Source organism: Pseudomonas sp. S2_C11, from assembly GCF_054668395.1.
The window spans coordinates 2,869,941-2,887,144 of the sequence record NZ_CP162765.1 but is presented as its reverse complement, the minus strand read 5'-3'; the positions used below and the strand labels follow the sequence as shown (position 1 = coordinate 2,887,144).

At 60.6% G+C, this 17,204-nt stretch carries 20 protein-coding genes; 13 read left to right on the top strand and 7 right to left on the bottom strand.

All coding sequences use genetic code 11. From position 1 onward, the window contains the following. Positions 1–107: 107 nt before the first annotated feature. The 4 genes from AB4N48_RS12975 to AB4N48_RS12960 all read left to right on the top strand — a co-directional run bounded on the left by AB4N48_RS12975 (position 108) and on the right by AB4N48_RS12960 (position 3,143). Positions 108–410 (top strand): ArsR/SmtB family transcription factor, encoded by a 303-nt coding sequence (locus AB4N48_RS12975; protein WP_024012559.1) that lies wholly within the window; start codon positions 108–110, stop codon positions 408–410. Positions 411–473: 63 nt separating this feature from the next. Then, on the top strand, positions 474–1,448 hold the full coding sequence (locus tag AB4N48_RS12970) for a zinc-dependent alcohol dehydrogenase family protein (protein WP_423518789.1): 975 nt from the start codon (positions 474–476) through the stop codon (positions 1,446–1,448). A gap of 28 nt (positions 1,449–1,476) precedes the next feature. Further along, positions 1,477–1,818 (top strand): antibiotic biosynthesis monooxygenase family protein, encoded by a 342-nt coding sequence (locus tag AB4N48_RS12965; protein ID WP_460093577.1) that lies wholly within the window; start codon positions 1,477–1,479, stop codon positions 1,816–1,818. 179 nt (positions 1,819–1,997) lie between these two features. After that, positions 1,998–3,143, top strand: coding sequence for an ATP-binding protein (locus AB4N48_RS12960; RefSeq protein ID WP_460093576.1), 1,146 nt, complete (start codon positions 1,998–2,000; stop codon positions 3,141–3,143). Between the two features lie 39 nt (positions 3,144–3,182). Here the strand turns inward: AB4N48_RS12960 and AB4N48_RS12955 are convergent, their stop codons facing one another. Beyond that, on the bottom strand, positions 3,183–5,039 hold the full coding sequence (locus AB4N48_RS12955; RefSeq protein ID WP_457263492.1) for an ABC transporter ATP-binding protein: 1,857 nt from the start codon (positions 5,037–5,039) through the stop codon (positions 3,183–3,185). A 298-nt stretch (positions 5,040–5,337) separates the two neighbouring features. Between AB4N48_RS12955 and AB4N48_RS12950 the strand changes: the two genes are divergently transcribed. The 3 genes from AB4N48_RS12950 to AB4N48_RS12940 are packed head-to-tail and all read left to right on the top strand — an operon-like array spanning position 5,338 to position 7,225. Continuing rightward, complete coding sequence (locus AB4N48_RS12950) at positions 5,338–5,988, top strand: hypothetical protein (RefSeq protein ID WP_460093574.1); 651 nt, start codon at positions 5,338–5,340, stop codon at positions 5,986–5,988. Further along, a complete protein-coding gene (locus AB4N48_RS12945; RefSeq protein ID WP_052392217.1) occupies positions 5,988–6,416 on the top strand; it encodes a phage holin family protein in 429 nt (142 codons plus the stop codon). Before AB4N48_RS12950 ends, AB4N48_RS12945 begins: the two co-directional genes overlap by 1 nt. Continuing rightward, positions 6,413–7,225 carry a DUF3618 domain-containing protein gene (locus tag AB4N48_RS12940; protein ID WP_460093572.1) on the top strand — a complete coding sequence of 271 codons (813 nt, stop codon included), beginning with the start codon at positions 6,413–6,415 and terminating at the stop codon, positions 7,223–7,225. The genes AB4N48_RS12945 and AB4N48_RS12940 overlap by 4 nt, the downstream gene beginning before the upstream one ends. A gap of 369 nt (positions 7,226–7,594) precedes the next feature. Here AB4N48_RS12940 and AB4N48_RS12935 read toward each other — a convergent pair whose 3' ends face one another. Further along, positions 7,595–8,488 (bottom strand): LysR family transcriptional regulator, encoded by an 894-nt coding sequence (locus tag AB4N48_RS12935; RefSeq protein ID WP_460093571.1) that lies wholly within the window; start codon positions 8,486–8,488, stop codon positions 7,595–7,597. 131 nt (positions 8,489–8,619) lie between these two features. Between AB4N48_RS12935 and AB4N48_RS12930 the strand changes: the two genes are divergently transcribed. Then, the gene (locus AB4N48_RS12930) at positions 8,620–9,831 is read left to right on the top strand and encodes an MFS transporter (protein ID WP_460093570.1); all 1,212 of its coding nucleotides are present in this window, start codon (positions 8,620–8,622) and stop codon (positions 9,829–9,831) included. A gap of 1 nt (position 9,832) precedes the next feature. Here AB4N48_RS12930 and AB4N48_RS12925 read toward each other — a convergent pair whose 3' ends face one another. Next, positions 9,833–9,991 carry a DUF2986 domain-containing protein gene (locus tag AB4N48_RS12925; protein ID WP_081932631.1) on the bottom strand — a complete coding sequence of 53 codons (159 nt, stop codon included), beginning with the start codon at positions 9,989–9,991 and terminating at the stop codon, positions 9,833–9,835. Positions 9,992–10,117: 126 nt separating this feature from the next. On the opposite strand from AB4N48_RS12925, the gene AB4N48_RS12920 reads away from it, so the two are divergent. From AB4N48_RS12920 to AB4N48_RS12910, 3 genes are all read left to right on the top strand, one after another. Further along, complete coding sequence (locus AB4N48_RS12920) at positions 10,118–10,609, top strand: anti-virulence regulator CigR family protein (RefSeq protein WP_460093568.1); 492 nt, start codon at positions 10,118–10,120, stop codon at positions 10,607–10,609. A 152-nt stretch (positions 10,610–10,761) separates the two neighbouring features. Next, a complete protein-coding gene (locus AB4N48_RS12915) occupies positions 10,762–11,736 on the top strand; it encodes a quinone oxidoreductase family protein (protein WP_460093567.1) in 975 nt (324 codons plus the stop codon). Then, positions 11,733–12,659 carry a LysR family transcriptional regulator gene (locus tag AB4N48_RS12910; protein ID WP_460093566.1) on the top strand — a complete coding sequence of 309 codons (927 nt, stop codon included), beginning with the start codon at positions 11,733–11,735 and terminating at the stop codon, positions 12,657–12,659. Before AB4N48_RS12915 ends, AB4N48_RS12910 begins: the two co-directional genes overlap by 4 nt. Positions 12,660–13,031: 372 nt before the next feature. On the opposite strand, the gene AB4N48_RS12905 is transcribed toward AB4N48_RS12910, so the two are convergent. Together AB4N48_RS12905 and AB4N48_RS12900 are read right to left on the bottom strand one after the other, a co-directional pair. Next, positions 13,032–13,508: a hemerythrin domain-containing protein gene (locus tag AB4N48_RS12905; RefSeq protein ID WP_016774305.1), complete on the bottom strand. Its 477-nt coding sequence runs from the start codon at positions 13,506–13,508 to the stop codon at positions 13,032–13,034. Between the two features lie 256 nt (positions 13,509–13,764). Next, a complete protein-coding gene (locus AB4N48_RS12900; protein ID WP_041480553.1) occupies positions 13,765–13,980 on the bottom strand; it encodes a PLD nuclease N-terminal domain-containing protein in 216 nt (71 codons plus the stop codon). A 171-nt stretch (positions 13,981–14,151) separates the two neighbouring features. On the opposite strand from AB4N48_RS12900, the gene AB4N48_RS12895 reads away from it, so the two are divergent. After that, positions 14,152–15,279, top strand: a complete 1,128-nt coding sequence (locus AB4N48_RS12895; RefSeq protein WP_460093564.1) for a saccharopine dehydrogenase family protein — start codon at positions 14,152–14,154, stop codon at positions 15,277–15,279. Between the two features lies 1 nt (position 15,280). After that, complete coding sequence (locus AB4N48_RS12890) at positions 15,281–15,778, top strand: DUF2269 family protein (protein ID WP_460093563.1); 498 nt, start codon at positions 15,281–15,283, stop codon at positions 15,776–15,778. On the opposite strand, the gene AB4N48_RS12885 is transcribed toward AB4N48_RS12890, so the two are convergent. Together AB4N48_RS12885 and AB4N48_RS12880 are read right to left on the bottom strand one after the other, a co-directional pair. After that, positions 15,761–16,213: a thiol-disulfide oxidoreductase DCC family protein gene (locus AB4N48_RS12885; protein WP_252883606.1), complete on the bottom strand. Its 453-nt coding sequence runs from the start codon at positions 16,211–16,213 to the stop codon at positions 15,761–15,763. The genes AB4N48_RS12890 and AB4N48_RS12885 overlap by 18 nt on opposite strands. A 51-nt stretch (positions 16,214–16,264) precedes the next feature. Further along, positions 16,265–17,185, bottom strand: a complete 921-nt coding sequence (locus AB4N48_RS12880; protein ID WP_460093562.1) for an AraC family transcriptional regulator — start codon at positions 17,183–17,185, stop codon at positions 16,265–16,267. Between the last annotated feature and the right edge of the window lie 19 nt (positions 17,186–17,204).

The following is a 17,204-nucleotide window of genomic DNA, read 5'->3' as shown; positions in this document are numbered from 1 at the left end:
GCCGCACGGCAGGGTGGCAAATCGGATCCCGTTGCCGCCTGTCGCCGACTGCCGATCAGATTAATATCGCGCATTGACATATCGAAAAATCTCGATATCCTCGGCGCATGGAACTGATCGAAATCTTCAAAGCCCTCTCGAACCCGACGCGCCTCAAGATCCTTGAAGGCCTGAAGGATCCCGTGAAGAACTTCCCCCCGCAGGATGAGGGTGACGTTCTTGTTGAGGGTGTCTGCGTCAGCAGTATCCAGGAAGGTATCGGCCTGTCGCAGTCGACGGTGTCGAGTTATCTGGCCACGTTGCAGCGGGTGGGGCTGGTGGAGGTGCGGCGCATCGGTCAATGGACCTACTACAAACGCAATGAGGCAGCAATCAGCGCGCTTGCAGAGATCATAGGGAAAGAGCTGTAAATTTTTTTACTCTAGGATATCGAGAAATCTCGATATCCCTCTTTATCGATACGAGGTTTTGCCATGAAAGCGATGATTCTGAAATCCTTCGGCGGTCCTGATTCGTTCGAACTCAGCGAAGTGCCCAAACCGGTTCCGCAAGCGGGCCAAGTGCTAGTCCGAGTGCACGCCACTTCCATCAATCCGCTGGATTACCAGGTTCGGCGCGGTGACTATCCCGACCTGGTGCCGCTGCCAGCCATTACCGGTCACGACGTGTCGGGCGTGGTTGAAGCCATCGGGCCGGGCGTCAGCGCTTTCGCGCCGGGCGACGAGGTCTGGTACACCCCGCAGATATTCGACGGGCAGGGCAGTTATGCCGAGTACCACGTCGCAGCCGAAAGCATCATCGCCAGAAAGCCTGCCTCGCTGAGCCACCTTGAGGCGGCCAGTCTGAGTCTGGTCGGCGGTACGGTTTGGGAAGCGCTCACCGTGCGCGCTGTGCTCCGCGTTGGCGAAAGCATTCTGATCCACGGCGGCGCCGGCGGGGTCGGCCATGTGGCGATTCAGGTGGCCAAAGCCATGGGCGCCAGAGTGTTCACCACCGTGCGCGAGGCCAACGCCGAGTTCGTCCGCAGCCTGGGTGCCGACGTGGTGATCGATTACACCCAAGAGGACTACGTCGAAGCGATCATGCGCGAAACCGCCGGGCATGGCGTTGATGTGGTGTTCGACACCATCGGCGGCGATACCCTGTCCCGCAGCGCCGACGTGCTCGCTCAGCTTGGCCGCGTGGTCTCGATCGTCGACATCGCGCAGCCACAAAACCTCGTCCAGGCCTGGGGCAAGAACGCCAGTTACCACTTCGTCTTCACCCGGCAGAATCGCGGCAAGCTCGATGAATTGAGCGCGTTGGTCGAGCGCGGCCAGTTGCGGCCACATGTGGGCGCCGTCTATTCGCTCGCCGACATCCCGCTCGCCCACGCTCGACTGGAGAGCGCCAACAACGGTCTGCTGGGAAAAATCGCCATCGCCGTCGAGCCTACGCTCATCGTCTGAATCCGCTCACTGATTTTGGAGAAGCATCATGGTTTATGAAATCGCAGTCCTGCCCGTTCACCCGCAACAGACTGAAGCCTTTCGACGGGCATTTGCCGAAGTCGAACCGTTGCTGACCCGCGCCAAGGGATACGGCGGCCACTTGCTGGCGCAAGGTATTGAAATCCCCGAGCAGTTCAATCTGATCGTGCGCTGGCAATCGCTTGAGGATCACTCGCCGGGGTTTGAAGAGAGTGACGACCATCAGCGCTTCATGCTGGGGCTGGAGGATTATTTTTCCGCAGAGCCGAGCGTGTATCACATTGAGGGTGGTGCTTTTCCGGGTGGCGACTTGAGCGTTCCGGACAGTGGCTCAAGTACAGGTAGCTGAGTGTTCTGATGGCTTTCGTCACAAGTGGCTGTTGCCGATTTTCCTCCCGCGTTGAACCAATGCAATGATGTTAGGCTGCACGAGGTCAGCCGTACCTTCTGTACTCCTGAGTTTGTTCTTTTACTGTCTGCGCCGGCGCGCCTGTCGGCGCAGATGGATTTCCTCTATGGACTACAGCCATGCGCCTGCCAGATTTCATTCTCGAAAACCTAGAGCCGATACTGCAGGCCTGGGAAGATTTCGCCCGCACCATCGAGACACCAGGTGCGGAACTCGATAACGCTGCGCTGCGCGATCACGCCGAGCAGATGTTGCACGCCATCGTTATCGATCTGCGGAGCAAGCAGACCATCAGCGAGCAAATTGCCAAGGCCCAGGGTCATGCGCCGCGCGACGATGAAGAAACGGCTGCGGAAACCCACGCGGTGACGCGGCTGATGGCCGGTTTCACCATCGATCAGATGGTTTCCGAATACCGCGCGCTGCGCACCAGTGTGCTGAGCCAGTGGCTGCGTCAGGTCAAGGATGGCAAATCGGTGAATGTCGACGACATGACGCGTTTTCACGAAGCCATCGACCAGGCGCTGGCCGAGTCGATTGCCAGCTACTCGCGCGCCGTCGAGGCGTCGCGCACCGTGTTTCTGGGGATTCTCGGCCATGACTTGCGCACGCCACTGGGGGCGATTCTGCTTGGTGCGGATATGTTGCGTCGTACCGAAGCCACCGACCCGCGCACCAGAAAAGTGGCCAGGCAGATCTACGCCAGCGTGCAGCGCGCCAGCCAGATCGTCGGCGACCTGCTGGATCTGACGCGCTGCCAGATGGGGCCGGGTATTCCGGTGAAAAAATCCCTGATCGATCTCAGCCCTGTGTGCGAACGGGTGATCGAGGAAATCCGCGCCTTTCATCCGCAGGCCAACGTGCGGTTCGATGCAAAGGAAGCGGTGATGGGAGCGTTCGATGGCGCGAGGATGGAACAGGTCTTTTCCAACATCATCAGCAATGCGGTGACCCACGGCGACAATAAGTTTCCGGTCTCGGTCCAGTTGCAGGTCCGCGAGGATTGCGCGGTGTTCACCGTACATAACGGCGGTGAACCGATCCCGGGGGATGTATTGCCGTTCATCTTCAACCCGATGGGGCGGTTCTCGCAGCGCTCCGTGGTTGATCACGGGCCGGTTGCCGGGCTCGGTCTAGGCCTGTTTATCGCTTCGGAAATCGTCGCCTCGCATGCCGGCTCGATCGAGGTCAGCTCTGACCTGGAAGGCGGAACCGTGTTTCGCGTAAAGCTTCCGGTTAATGCAGAAAGCCCCGTCACCATCTAGGCCAATCGATGGAGGGCCGGCCCCGGCCCTCCAGCCTGATCACTCCTCCATCACCTCAACCAAACCCCGATCCTCACCGAGGAACCCGCCGCTCTGGTGTTGCCACAGCCGCGCATAGGTGCCGTTCTTCTCGAGCAATTGCGCGTGGGTGCCTTGTTCGATGATGCGGCCTTCGTCCATGACGATCAGCCGGTCCATGGCCGCAATGGTCGACAAGCGGTGGGCGATGGCGATCACGGTTTTGCCCTGCATCATTTCATCGAGGCTTTCCTGGATCGCGACTTCGACTTCCGAGTCCAGTGCGCTGGTGGCTTCGTCGAGCAGCAGGATCGGCGCGTTCTTCAGCATTACCCGGGCGATGGCGATGCGCTGGCGCTGGCCGCCGGAGAGCTTGATGCCGCGTTCGCCGACCAGCGTGTCGTAACCGCTGTGGCCCTGCTTGTCGCTCAACTGGCTGATGAAATCATCGGCTTGGGCGTTCACCGCAGCGCGGTGGATGTCTTCGTCGGTGGCGTCCGGGCGTCCGTAGGCGATGTTGTCGCGGATCGAGCGGTGCAGCAGTGACGTGTCCTGGGTGACCATGCCGATCACGCTGCGCAAGCTGTCCTGGGTGACCTCGGCGATGTTCTGCCCATCGATGCGGATCTCGCCGCGATCAACGTCATAGAAGCGCAGCAGCAGGTTGATCAGCGTCGACTTGCCTGCACCGGAGCGGCCGACCAGGCCGATTTTTTCGCCGGGGCGAATGTGCAGGGTCAAGCCGTCGAGCACTTGGCGTTCGCCGTTGTAGTTGAAGCTGACATTGTCGAAAACCACTTCGCCACCGGCAGGCTCAAGCACCTTGGCATCCGGCGCGTCCTGGACATTCGGGCCGCTGGTCAGGGTGGCCATGCCGTCCTGCACGGTGCCGATGTTTTCGAACAGCGACGTCATCTGCCACATGATCCAGTGCGACATGCCGTTGATGCGCAACGCCATGGCGGTGATCGCCGCAACAGCGCCGGTGCCGACTTCGCCCTGATGCCACAGCCACAGCGCGTAACCGCCGGCACCGATAATCAACGCGACCACCAGCGCCTGATTGACGATCTCGAACTGGCTGACCAGACGCATCTGGCGGAACCCGGTGAGCTTGAAATCTTCCATCGCCGCACGGGCAAAATGCGCTTCACGCTTGGAGTGAGAGAACAGTTTGACCGTGGTGATGTTGGTGTAGGCGTCGGCAATCCGCCCGGTCATCGACGAGCGCGCATCGGCCTGTTCCTGGCCGACCTTGCCCAGACGCGGGACGAAATACACCATCGCCAGCCCGAACAAAACGATCCACGCCAGGAACGGCAGCATCAGTTTCAGCGCAAAGCCACCGGCCAGCGCAATGATCGCGATGAAGTACACGCCGATGCCGGGGAGGATTTCGATCAGGGTAAACAGCACCTCGCGTACCGACAGCGCGGTTTGCATGACCTTGGTCGTGACCCGGCCGGAGAACTCGTCGGAGAAAAACGACAAGCTTTGCCGCAGCATCAACCGATGGAAGTCCCAGCGCAGACGCAGCGGCAGATTGATCGCGAGGATCTGGTGCTGGACCATCGTGCGCAGCGCCACCAGCCCGATGCTGACCACCAGCACAATGCCGATGCCCCACAACACGCGGCTTTCCTCATCACCAGCAGCGCCGCCGGATTGCCAGGTCGAGAGCAGATCCACCACTTGCCCGAGGAACGAAAACAGCCATGCCTCGTAGATCGACACGCTGGCGCTGAGCAGGGCGAAGGCCAGAATGTAACCGCGCGCGCCCCGGGTGCAGGCCCACAAGAAACGCATCAGGCCGACTGGCGGTGGCGGCGCCTCGTCGGGCGGGAAGGGGTCGAGCCTTTCTTCAAACAGGCGAAGCATTGCGGTCTCCGAAGTGATCAGGGTGTGGGGATTCTGCCATCTATCGGCGGCGTTGAGGGTTTCACTGCCATCATCTGGATGAACCCCCGTGCCTTGTCTTGACCGCAGACCGGCGCAGAAGCTCAACACAATCCTGCCAAGCGCAACCTTTCGTCACTGATCCAGACCTGATGTCGCACGCTCATCAACCTCTTTGAACTCTCGCGCAAGCTGCTCCGTCATCTCCTATGTGGGGGCTCGAGGCAATGTTGCCGTGTAGCTCCGTTTTTGCGTTTTCAGTGAGAAGGCGAGGGGCGACATGAATACTTCAGACAGCAGGTCAGGGTATGAATCAGGTGATCCCAACGGCAAGCCTGAGCAAAGTTTTGATCATTTGAAGGACAACGTCAGCGAAGCACTGGGCGGTGCGCGGCAGCAGGCCGATGCGCAATTCGGCCAGTATCGCGACACGGCGGCCGAGCAGATCGAAGCCTTGGCGCAAGGGGCGAAAAGCTTTGTCTCGGAGCTGCAGGACAAGGACACGCTGGGTATGTCCGACTACCTGACCGACATGGCGGATTCCATGACCGGGCTGGCGGGCAATCTGCGCGGCAAGAGTGCCGAGCAGTTACTGCACGATGCAGCGGATCTGGCGCGCAGCAATCCGGGATTGTTCATCGCCGGCAGCATTGCCATCGGTTTCGGCCTGTCGCGGTTTCTCAAAGCAGGCACCTCTGCAGCAGCGACGGTCAGTGCCGAACACGATCCGGCGGCGGGCTCCACCTCGACGCCACCGCCAGCCGATTACGGCGCGCAGCGACCCTATGAATCGTCGATGCCGTCGTCGACCCACGCCAATCCGGGATTGGCTACCGGCATTACCCCTAACTCGCCCAGTGACAGCGATCACCCCGCTGATTTTGCCGCGGCTTCCGTACCGCACGCACCCGACGCCAAAGGAGAACTGTGATGAACAGAGATGAATCTGATCTGAGCGGGGCAAGGCCCCTTGGCCAAACGGATGACGCCTCCGTGGTCGGCCTGTTGCGGCAACTGTCCCGCGAGGTACCGGCCTTGTTCACCAAGGAACTGGCACTGGCAAAAGCCGAACTGCACAACAGCCTCAGCACGCTGAAGGCGGGCATCGCTGCGGTGGCCGGCGGCGCGATCGTGTTCCTCGCCGGCTTCATCATTCTGCTGATGTCGGCGGTGTACGGCCTGAGCATGTTCATGGCGCCATGGTTGGCCGCGCTGATCGTCGGCGTGGTGGTGATGATCATCGGCTTCGCCATGCTGCAATCCGGGAAGAAGCAATTCGAGCCATCTCACTTCAAACCTGATCGCACCCTCGACGCCTTGAACAAGGATCAGGAAGCGCTGCGGAGGAAAGTCTCATGAAAAGCGAACTGGATATCGAAGCGGAAAAAAGCCCGGAGCAGATCGAGCGCGAAATCGATGCGCAGCGCGCCAGCATCGGCAACATCGTCGATCAACTGGAGAGCAAGTTCACCCCCGGGCAGATGATCGATCAGGCCTGGGGGATGATGCAGAGCAACGGCTCGACGTTCTTCACCAATCTCGGCACCAGCGTGCGCAATAATCCGGTGCCAGCGGTGCTGACTTCCGTGGGCCTGCTTTGGCTGATGATCAGCCAGAATCGCCCACCGGTGCCGCAGCCGACCTATCGCAGCGGGCCGGATCAGGACAAGGCCGGCGAGTGGGCCGACGGTTTGGCCGACGGCATCGACAGTGCGCGCGCGCGTCTGCACTCCACTACTGACTCGCTGAAGGACGGCTACCAGTCGCTGAAAGGCAAGGCCAGCCACCTCGGTGAAAACGTCGGTGCGGCGAAGGAAAACCTGAGCCATGCGATGCATGACGCCAGTGATCGACTGTCGCGTAATTCGCAAGTGCTTGGCCAGCAGTTCAGTCACCTGCTCAAGGAGCAACCGCTGATGGTGGCTGCCGCTGGGGTCGCTTTGGGTGCCTTGCTCGGCGCGGCGTTGCCGACCACCTCCACTGAACAGCGCTACATGGGCCGCACCAGCGCTGGCATGGTCGACAAAGCCAAGCAAAAAGCTCAGGAAGGTTATGAAGCCGTGCGTGACACGGTGACCCGAACCACTGAACAAACCGAAGTCGAGACCAAACCGGATCCGGCGCGGCCGTCTTCTTCGGATCTGTCGCAGGGGTTGGGTACGTCCTGACGGGGAGAAACAAGGGAGGCCTTTAATGGGCCTCCCTTCGTCGTTGTGCGGCGGTGATTCGGTGCGCCGCTGTGGTGAGCCAGCCTGTGAAAACGTAGCCTTGACCCGGATCATTGTGGGAGCGAGCCTGCTCGCGAAAGCGGTGTGTCATTCAATGTGGATGTATCTGATCTGGCGCCTTCGCGAGCAGGCTCGCTCCCACAGGGATTTTGGTTGCGCTGAAGATTTTGGCCTTGCCCCGGACCATTGTGGGAGCGAGCCTGCTCGCGAAAGCACTGGGTCAGGCGATGATGAGGTTGAATGTGCCGACGCCTTCGCGGGCAAGCCCGCTCCCACAGGGATTTGGCTTGGATTGAAGAGTTGCGTTTGTCAGCGGTTGTATTTCAGTGCTTCGACAAACGCTGCAAACGCTGCCGAGCCTTGGCGCCGGTTCGGGTAGTACAGGTGATAGCCCTGAAACGTCGGGCACCACTCTTCCAGCACTTCTACCAGTCGCCCGTCGGCCAGATACGGCGCGACCAATTGCTCGGGCACGTACGCCACGCCGATGCCATCCACGGCGGCATTGAGCACGTGCATGATGCTGTTGAACACCAACTGCCCGTCGACCTTCACGCTGAAATCCTGACCCTTGTGCGCAAACTCCCAGGCGTATATCGCGCCGGCCGGTTGGTGGCGAATGTTGATGCAGGCGTGCTCCGTCAACTGATGTGGCGTGGCGGGTTTCGGGTGGCGAGCGAAGTAATCCGGCGAGGCCACCACGGCCAGGCGCCAGTCCGGGCCGATGCGCACGGCGATCATGTCTTTGCTGATCGACTCACCGAGACGGATACCAGCGTCGAAGCGCTCCTTGACCACATTGGTGAAACCATAATCGACGTAAAACTCCAAGGTGATGTCCGGATAGTCCTGCAAAAACTTTGTAAGCATCGGCCGAATGCACAACTCGATCTGATCGTCCGTGCAGGAAATCCGAATGGTGCCGCTGGGCTTGTCGCGCAATTCGCCAAGGGCTTCGAGCTCGGCGCTGATCTGCTCGAACAGCGGCGCAATCGAACGCATCAAGCGCTCGCCAGCGTCGGTCGGCGAGACGTTGCGCGTCGTGCGAGCCAGCAAGCGGATACCCAGACGCTGCTCCAGCGCGCGGACCGTATGACTCAACGCAGAGGGCGTGACGCCGAGGCGAGCAGCGGCTTTGGTGAAGCTTTGATCCTGGGCCACCGCCAGAAAGGCCTGCAGGTCATTGACTTTGGCGTTGCTCATTGCTGAATTTTTCTCAAAAGCACATGAAGATTACCGCTACTAATCAAGTTAAGTCCGATCCGTCAAGCTTTGCAGCCTGAGTAGCGGGGCAGAAGTGCCTCGACCATTTGTTCTTCCAAACAGGTTTTTGCATGACGGCCCAAGCAATCGACAACCCGACAAACCAGCCCATGGGCGTGTCCACTGCCGGCGAGCAACCGGCGTACTGGAGCGGCGTGTTCGCCATGACCCTGTGTGTCTTCGCGCTGATCGCCTCCGAGTTCATGCCGGTCAGTCTGCTCACGCCCATGGCCACGGACTTGCACATCAGCGAAGGCCTGGCCGGCTACGGCATCGCCATCTCCGGCGCGTTCGCGGTGCTGACCAGCCTGACGATCACCAGGCTTGCCGGTTCGATGGATCGCAAGCGCCTGTTGCTGCTGTTGACGGCGCTGATGTGTGCGTCCGGGCTGGTGGTGGGCCTGGCGCCCAACTACACGGTTTACATGATCGGTCGCGCATTGATCGGCGTGGTGATTGGCGGCTTCTGGTCGATGTCGGCAGCGTTGGCCATGCGTCTGGTGCCCTCCGCCAGCGTGCCCAAGGCATTGGCAATTTTTAACGGCGGCAATGCTTTGGCTACGGTGGTCGCGGCGCCGCTGGGCAGTTATCTCGGCAGTGTGATTGGCTGGCGCGGGGCGTTTTTCTGCCTGATACCGGTGGCGTTGATTGCGCTGCTCTGGCAATGGATCAGCTTGCCCGCGCTCCCCGCCGCGCCACGCAAAGCCAGCGCAGCCAACGGCTTTGCGTTGTTCAAAAGCCGCCGGGTGGCATTCGGCATGCTCGGCGCCGGCCTGTTCTTCATGGGCCAGTTTGTGCTGTTCACTTACCTGCGACCGTTTCTGGAAACCGTGACCCGGGTCGATGTTTCGGTGCTGTCGATGATTCTGCTGGTCATTGGTGTGGCCGGGTTTATCGGCACCGTGGTCATCGGTTCCGTGTTGAAGAAGGGGCTGTATCGCGTGGTGATCGCCATCCCGCTGTTGATGGCGATGATCGCAGTGGCGCTCATTGGGATGGGCAGTTCAGTGGTCGCGACGTTCGTGTTGCTGGGCGTGTGGGGATTGATCGCCACGGCGGCGCCGGTAGGCTGGTGGTCTTGGCTGGCGCGCACGCTGCCTGACGATGCCGAAACCGGCGGTGGGCTGATGGTGGCGGTGGTGCAGTTGTCGATCGCTTCGGGGTCGACCGTCGGTGGTCTGCTGTTCGACGGCAGTGGCTATCGGCTGACCTTCTTCGCCAGCGCGGCATTGCTGGTGCTGGCGGCGCTGATGACGTGGCTGACGTCGCGGCAGAAAGCCTGACTCAGCTCTCGGTATTTTCCACTGAAGCCTGCGCGGCTTCGGCTTCCAGCTTCAGGCGATCAGCCTTGCAGATGTATTTGGGCTTTTTCGGCGCCAGTTTGGCGTTGGCCTTTTTGGCTTTTTCCTTGAACAACTGCTGCAGCTTCTTTTGACGATTCATGTTTTTTCGATCGCGGGTGGAGAGGGTGGGAATCCTGACGCAAGGCCGAGTGGTCAGCAAGGAGAAATCCACTAAGCTGAGCACATTCCCCCTACTCAAGAGCCCCCCAAACCGAAGGAATCGCACATGAGAAAAGCTCGCAGATTGATTGTCGCGCTGTCTTGCCTCGCGCTTGTAGTCGGCAGCACGACGGCACTGGCCGACCCCGGCAATGGCAAGGGCCAGGGCGGCCAGGGCAACGGCAAGGGCAAACCGCAGAACATGCAGGATCATGGTAAACCGGGTGGGGGCGGTCAGGGCAATGGCAACAAAGGCCAGCAACACTCTGGCTATCGCGGCGGCGGACCGAGCATTGATCGCGGCAATATTCTCGGCATCGTCGGCGGCTATCGCGGCGAATACTGGAATCCGGGGCCAGCACTGCCGCCGGGCATTCAAAAGAATCTGGCGCGGGGCAAACCGCTGCCTCCGGGCATCGCCAAGAAGCTGGACGGGCGGCTGCTCGGCCATTTGCCTCATTACGACGGCTACGAATGGCAACAGGTGGGCACCGACCTGATCCTCGTCGCGCTGGCTACCGGGCTGATCTACGAAGTGCTCAACGGCGCGTTCGATTGATTCTGCAAAGAGGAGTGGCAGCACCTGCCGCTCCTTTTTTATTCATGCATAGCTGCATCAGATGCAGCAATGAACTGCATTCAGGTTGGGTTGTTCGTTGAATGCTGAGCTTTCAGACTGAGCTCAACGGCTAACGATGAATGGAGATGACCATGGCCAATGCAATCCGCTTCACCGCAACCGGCGCACCGGACGTCCTGCAACTGCACACTGTCAGCGAACAGCCCCCCGGGTCCGGCGAGGTCTGGCTGGAGCAAGCGGCGGTGGGTGTTAATTACCTGGATGTCAGCCAGCGCAAAGGTGCAGTGCCCGTGGCGTTGCCCTCGGGGCTGGGTCTGGAAGGCGCGGGTCGGGTGGCAGCGGTCGGTGCCGGTGTGAGCAATGTCCGCGTCGGCGATCGAGTTGCTTATGCCACTGGCCCCTTGGTTGGTTACGCCTCGGCGCGGCTGTTTCCGGCGGAGCGTCTGGTGAAGATCCCCGATGAGTTGTCGTTCGAAGATGCGGCGGCGGTGTTGTTCAAAGGCATCACCGCGCAGTATCTGCTGAAGGCGACTTATCCGGTCGGGCCGGGCACGACGATGCTGCTTTACGGTGTCGCGGGAGGTCTGGGGGAAATCATGGTGCCATGGGCCAAACACCTTGGCGCAACGGTGATCGGTGTGGTGTCGAAGCAGGCCAGTGTCGACAAGGCACGCGCGTCGGGCTGTGACGAAGTGCTGGTGTTCGATGCCGAAACCCTCGCCGCCGATGTGTTGCGTATCACCGAGGGGCGCAAGGTCGACGTGGTGTATGACCCGATTGGTCGGGTGTCTTTTCAGGCCTCGCTGGACAGCTTGCGCCCACGCGGATTGATGGTCTCGTTCGGCGCGCAGACCGGCGCGCCGGCAGCGGTGGAAATGGCCACGCTGAACGCCAAGGGCTCGCTGTTCCTGACCCGTCCGTCGCTGGCCGCGCACACCGCCACGACAGCCGAATATCAGGAGCGCGCACAAGATGTGCTGGCCGCTGTTGCCGCCGGTATCATCACGCCGCAAATCCGCGCGCGTTATTCATTGGCTGACGCGGCACAAGCGCACGCCGATCTTGAATCGGGCCGATCATCAGGGGCGATCATTTTAAAACCATGAATCTGGATGTTCTGAGCAACCCGCACAGCGATGAAATCGCTGCTTTCCTGGCCGTCGCCGCGCAAGGCTCGTTTGTCGCGGCGGGGCGTTTGTTGCAGCGTCATCCGACCATCGTTTCCAAGCGCCTCGCGGCGATGGAGAAGCGACTGGGCGTGCGGTTGGTGGAACGCTCGACGCGACACGTGCGTATCACCGAGGCCGGCCTTCAACTTGAACAACGCTTGCGCGCGGCCGTCGAGTTGATGAACGAAGCGCAGCAACAAGCGGTGCAGGGCGCCAGCGAAGTACGCGGCACCTTGCGCCTGGCGTTGCCGGCGGCGATGGGGCGCTTGTGGCTGGGGCCGCTGCTGCCGGAATTTCTCAAGGCTCATCCGCATGTTTCGGTAATCGCCGATTACAGCGAAGGCCTGGTCGACATCATCGAGCAGGGCTTCGATGCGGCCATCCGCATCGGCGAGCTTGATGACAATCGGCTGATTGCAAAAAAGCTCAGTGACCATCGACGGATTCTCTGCGCATCGCCGGCCTACATCGAGGCCCACGGCATGCCGCAAACCCCGCAGGACCTGCTTCAGCACAATTGCCTGCGCTTCAGCGGGCTGGCGTCGTTCCCGCTGTGGCGCCTGCATCGCGGCAACGAGGTGCAGACCATCACGCCCCACGGCAACCTGACTGCCAGCGACAGCGAATCCCTGCTCGCCGCCGCCCGCGCCGACGCCGGCATACTCGGTGCCGGCGACTGGCTGATGAGCCGTGATCTGGCGGCAGGTCGGTTGATTCGTGTGTTGCCCGGCTGGCATCTGGATTCGGCGGGCGGCGTCTATCTGGTCAGGCCGTCATCGCGGTTTCCAGCGGCGGCGGTGGTGGCGTTCAAGGAGTGGATTGAAGGGAAATTCGATCCGGCGCCACCTTGGGCGGTTTGATCACAACCTGCATCAAGACCGACACTGACCCTGTGGGAGCGAGCCTGCTCGCGAAAGCGCAGTGTCAGTCATAGATGATCTGGCTGACCTGACGCCTTCGCGAGCAGGCTCGCTCCCACAGGTTTCGTGGCTTGTTCAGGAATTGCCGGACATACGTATATCCATTGTGGGAGCGAGCCTGCTCGCGAAAGCGCAGTGTCAGTCATAGTTGATGTGGCTGACCTGACGCCTTCGCGAGCAGGCTCGCTCCCACAGGTTTCGTGGCTTGTTCAGGAATTTCCGAACACACGTATATCCAATGTGGAAGCGAGGGCCTGTTTGGGCGCACAAAAAAGCCCGGCATCGCTGCCGGGCTTCCGTGTCTTCAGCACTTTACGCAGCGATCTTGTTGGCCGCCATTTCCTTTTTGTGGCTCGCCTTCATGGCTTCCATTTGCGCGCCCAGTTCCTCGAGCTTGGCCTTGCCCAGAAGCTTCTGCGCTTTCGGGAACATTTCCTCTTCTTCCTCTTCGATGTGATGCTCCAGCAGCTCCTTGACCACTTTGACCCGACCGGCAAATTCCGGGCTGCCCGGATCGGTTTCCTTCAAATCAGGCAGCACCAGCGAATCCACGGTGCGGTGCTCTTCCTTGGCTTCGTAGTACATGATGTCTTCTTCCTTGCTGCCGGCTTCCTTGAACGCAGGGTAGAGAATCTCTTCTTCTAGGCGGGTGTGGATGGTGATTTCCATTTCCAGTTTGCCCAGCAACTCGACGCGTTTTTTCAGCGCGCGGTCGGTGGATTCACTCAGTTGGCTGAGGATGGCTTTGACTTTTTCATGGTCGGCTTTGAGAAGGTCGATGGCATTCATTTTTTGAGGCCTCTGCTTTTCACGGATTGAACACAGCGTTCTTTTTTCGCGCTGCTGTGTATTCAGGAAGAGGCTATCGCAGGACTCATGCCAACTTGCCGATCAAGCGCAACCCTTCTAAATCAAGGGCTGGCATCGAAGCAGGCACAATGCTTTCGTGCAGCCTGCAAGAAATCCGCGCGGCGGGCATTGCATATAACAAGCCCGGCAAAAGCCGGGCTGTGGTGATGCTTGGAAAGGGGCAGCGCTAGCCGCTTCAACGGTTAGCCTGGGAAGGCGAAATGCGACCGACATGCTTGGGTCCCGCCAATGCCCAGGCGATCAGGCCGAACAGCGGCACGAACACGATCAGCACGATCCACACGCCTTTACTACTGGATTTCCCCTCGCTTTTACGCACCCGGTTGATGGCCCAAAGCTCGATCAGCACGAGAATGACCGCCAATACGATCCACACGGTTTCGATTTGCATAGGCTTAGCTCCTGATGGTCTGTGCGTTAGGCGACGAGAGGGGCGTTGGGTTCATTCTTTTTGCCTTGGACAAGCGGGCGGGGTGATACCCGGTTGCAAAATAAATGTCTGATCGCCGCTGCGGCCTATATCCTCTGCGCCATACGTTTAGGCTGGAACAGGGACAGGGCAATGGCATTCAGGGTGATGGTCGTCGGTGGCTACGGCAATTTCGGCAGCATCGTTTGTCGGCATCTGGCGCTCATGCCAGAGATTGAACTGCTGTTGTCGGGCCGCGATGCGCGCAAGTTGCAGGGCAAGGTCGCTGAGCTGCAAGCGCAATCAGGCCGTCCGTGCGAAGGCTGGTGCGGCGATGCAATGGGCGCAGGTTTTCAAGCGGCGTTGCGTGAGTTCAATGTTCAGTTGGTGGTGCACACCGGCGGGCCGTTTCAGGGGCAATCCTACGCAGTTGCTCAAAGCTGCATCGATGACGGTGTGAATTATTGCGATCTGGCTGACTGCCGCACTTTCGTCAACGGCATTGACGTGCTCGACGCCCGCGCCAGGGAGGCTGGTGTGGCCGTGCTCAGCGGTTGCAGTTCGGTGCCGACCTTGTCCTCGGCAATCATCGATCAGCAGCGCCAGCGCTTTGCGCGAATCGATTCGATCGAGCATGGCATTTCCTCCTCGGCGAAGATGCCGGGGCTGTCCACGGTCGAAGGCGTGCTCGCCTATGCCGGTAAGCCGATCAAACAATTGAAGCACGGCCAGGTACACGAAGTGCTGGGCTGGCTCGATCTGACCCTGCGCACGATGCCACAACTGGGCACCCGGGTGCTGGCCAATGTCGATGTACCGGACATGGATATATTTGCCCGCCGCTATGGTGCGCACACACTGCGCTTCAAGGCTGGCGCCGGCCTGAAGCTCGGCGGCGTTGCCAACGCCTTGCTGGCGCAGGCCTTGCGCTTCGGGCTGGTGCGCGATCATGTGCGCTGGGCGGCGCGCCTGCATCGGCTGGGTACGAGGTTCGAACGCTTCGGTGATGGCAAGAGCGCGATGTACATCGATGTTCAGGGCATCGGAGTTGACGACCAGCCGCTGAGCCTGACCGCGCAACTCACCGCGCTGAATGACAAAGGCCCGGAAATCCCCAGCTGCGCCGCCGTCGCCCTGGCAATCAAAATGGCGCGGGGTTATGCACCGCAACCTGGTGCGCGGCCGTGTGTTGGCGAAATCAGCGTCGATGAATATCTGGCGGCGATCAACGATCCGGCCAACTTGAGCCTGTCGGTTCAATTCTCCGATGGACAGCGTTGAGATGCTCTATCTCTGCCTGAAGTACCTGCATATAATCGCGGCGATTTTCCTCTTCGGTTTCGGCATGGGCTCCTACCTCTACCTGATCGCCGCCAGCCGCAGCGGCAACCCGCAAGTGATCGCCCATGTCGCACGAATGGTGGTGCGCTTTGATACGTGGATCACCACGCCGGCCGGGTTTGTGCAGGTCATTACCGGCTATCTGCTGATGCGGCTTTCCGGGCTTTCGATGAGCACTGAATGGCTGCTGACTTCGCTGATCATTTTCTTCTGCGTAGGCGCACTGTGGCTGCCTGTACTTGTATTGCAAAAGCGTCTGCAGAAGATGGCGCTGAGCGCGGGCGAGAGTGGCCTGCCTCTGGATGATCGCTTTGCTAGCACTTACCGCTGGTGGTTCTGGATGGGCATTGCCGGGTTCGCCGGGATGTTTGTCATCGTGCTGATGATGGTGACGAAGATGACGCCGGTGCAACTGGTCGGGTTAACCGTGGGCTTTTAGAAAGCGGCTTTCATGATCCGCTGTTGGTAGCAGACAAGTGTCGTACCTGCCGAACAGCCGATAGCGGTTCAGCGCGATTCGATCGTAAGCCCAGTCACGCAGGCGGCGCGGGAAAATCCGCAGCAGTTTCAGCGGCTGCCAGCGCCCTGGCAGTTGCCCGACCACTTCGAGAAACGCATCCGAGCGTTCCCAGAACTGCCGGTCGCGGATCACCGCCATGGTGTCGAACTCATCCAGGGGCAAACCGGCCCACGCCAGCAAGGCCTGGCCTTCGGGCGATTGCACGGTCGCCAGACGCACATGGCGCTGATGGTCATGGCGAATCAGAAAGCGCGCCCAGCCGTTGCACAGTTTGCACACGCCGTCGAACAGCACCACGGTTTCGCCTGGCTTGAGCAATGGCGCGGGGGTGGGGCGGGTTTTCATGGCAGGCATCGGCGGATGTCCTTGGCGGCGGTTGTCGCGATCATAACCTCGATCATTGGCCTACAGGAGTGGATCGCGGCGGTATTGGCCCGGCGATATGCCGTGCACGCGGCGGAAGGCAGCGCCAAACGCCGCGTCGGACAGATAGCCCAGTGAAGCAGCAATGGTCGCCACAGTGTCCCGGCCATTGCGCAAGCGAAACGCGGCCACGCGCATCCGCCAGCGCGTGGCATATTCGACCGGCGCTACACCCATGCAAGTTTTGAATAACGCGGCGAAACCTGATCGCGACATGCAGGCAATCTCGGCCATTTGCGTCAGTCGCCAAGGCTTCTGCGGAGCAGCGTGAACGGCGCGCAAGACGCCGGCAATCGCCGGTTCCCGTAGCCCGCCCAGCCAGGCCAATTGTTCGGCATCCGCGCTGTTGATGTGATGGCGCAGCGCATGGATGAAGATCAGCCGCAGCAAGTCGTTGCACATCGCCTGCGAGCCGGCCTGGTGTGATGGCCACTCGCGGCCCAGTTCATCCAGCAGCCAACCGAACGACGAGGCACCTGTGGCCTCGGCGCGAATGATCAGCGAGGTTGGCAGCACGTCGAGCAGTTCGGTTGCGCCGGGTCCCGATAGCGACACGCTGCCGCCCAGCAGCTCGACTTCCTCGCCGACGCCAAACGTCGCCGAGACGCCGTCATGGGCAAAAACATCCGCTGCATTCACCGCCTCGACGTCGGCGCCGCTGGCCAGAATGAACGGCGTGCGCGACACCACAAAGCAGTCGCCGGCCCGCAGCAACTGCGCCGGCAAGCCCTGCATGCGCAACCAGCATTCGCCTCGTCGCACCACGTTGAATTTCAGTTCGATGGGTTGAAATCGCAGCGCCCAGACGCCTCCCGCTTGCAAGCGAACCGAGCAGGCTGCTTGCAACTCGGAGAGTGCCAATACGGCAGAAAGCGGATCGCCAGCAGGATTTTGGATGATCACGACAGAAACCTGGATTTAT

Coding starts and splice junctions, on each gene's coding strand:
- AB4N48_RS12920 (WP_460093568.1), top strand. CDS start 10,118: ATGAGAAAAGCTCGCAGATTGATTGTCGCGCTGTCTTGCCTCGCGCTT.
- AB4N48_RS12890 (WP_460093563.1), top strand. CDS start 15,281: ATGCTCTATCTCTGCCTGAAGTACCTGCATATAATCGCGGCGATTTTC.
- AB4N48_RS12970 (WP_423518789.1), top strand. CDS start 474: ATGAAAGCGATGATTCTGAAATCCTTCGGCGGTCCTGATTCGTTCGAA.
- AB4N48_RS12930 (WP_460093570.1), top strand. CDS start 8,620: ATGACGGCCCAAGCAATCGACAACCCGACAAACCAGCCCATGGGCGTG.
- AB4N48_RS12900 (WP_041480553.1), bottom strand. CDS start 13,980: ATGCAAATCGAAACCGTGTGGATCGTATTGGCGGTCATTCTCGTGCTG.
- AB4N48_RS12960 (WP_460093576.1), top strand. CDS start 1,998: ATGCGCCTGCCAGATTTCATTCTCGAAAACCTAGAGCCGATACTGCAG.
- AB4N48_RS12945 (WP_052392217.1), top strand. CDS start 5,988: ATGAACAGAGATGAATCTGATCTGAGCGGGGCAAGGCCCCTTGGCCAA.
- AB4N48_RS12950 (WP_460093574.1), top strand. CDS start 5,338: ATGAATACTTCAGACAGCAGGTCAGGGTATGAATCAGGTGATCCCAAC.
- AB4N48_RS12955 (WP_457263492.1), bottom strand. CDS start 5,039: ATGCTTCGCCTGTTTGAAGAAAGGCTCGACCCCTTCCCGCCCGACGAG.
- AB4N48_RS12965 (WP_460093577.1), top strand. CDS start 1,477: ATGGTTTATGAAATCGCAGTCCTGCCCGTTCACCCGCAACAGACTGAA.
- AB4N48_RS12915 (WP_460093567.1), top strand. CDS start 10,762: ATGGCCAATGCAATCCGCTTCACCGCAACCGGCGCACCGGACGTCCTG.
- AB4N48_RS12975 (WP_024012559.1), top strand. CDS start 108: ATGGAACTGATCGAAATCTTCAAAGCCCTCTCGAACCCGACGCGCCTC.
- AB4N48_RS12905 (WP_016774305.1), bottom strand. CDS start 13,508: ATGAATGCCATCGACCTTCTCAAAGCCGACCATGAAAAAGTCAAAGCC.
- AB4N48_RS12925 (WP_081932631.1), bottom strand. CDS start 9,991: ATGAATCGTCAAAAGAAGCTGCAGCAGTTGTTCAAGGAAAAAGCCAAA.
- AB4N48_RS12940 (WP_460093572.1), top strand. CDS start 6,413: ATGAAAAGCGAACTGGATATCGAAGCGGAAAAAAGCCCGGAGCAGATC.
- AB4N48_RS12895 (WP_460093564.1), top strand. CDS start 14,152: ATGGCATTCAGGGTGATGGTCGTCGGTGGCTACGGCAATTTCGGCAGC.
- AB4N48_RS12885 (WP_252883606.1), bottom strand. CDS start 16,213: ATGCCTGCCATGAAAACCCGCCCCACCCCCGCGCCATTGCTCAAGCCA.
- AB4N48_RS12910 (WP_460093566.1), top strand. CDS start 11,733: ATGAATCTGGATGTTCTGAGCAACCCGCACAGCGATGAAATCGCTGCT.
- AB4N48_RS12935 (WP_460093571.1), bottom strand. CDS start 8,488: ATGAGCAACGCCAAAGTCAATGACCTGCAGGCCTTTCTGGCGGTGGCC.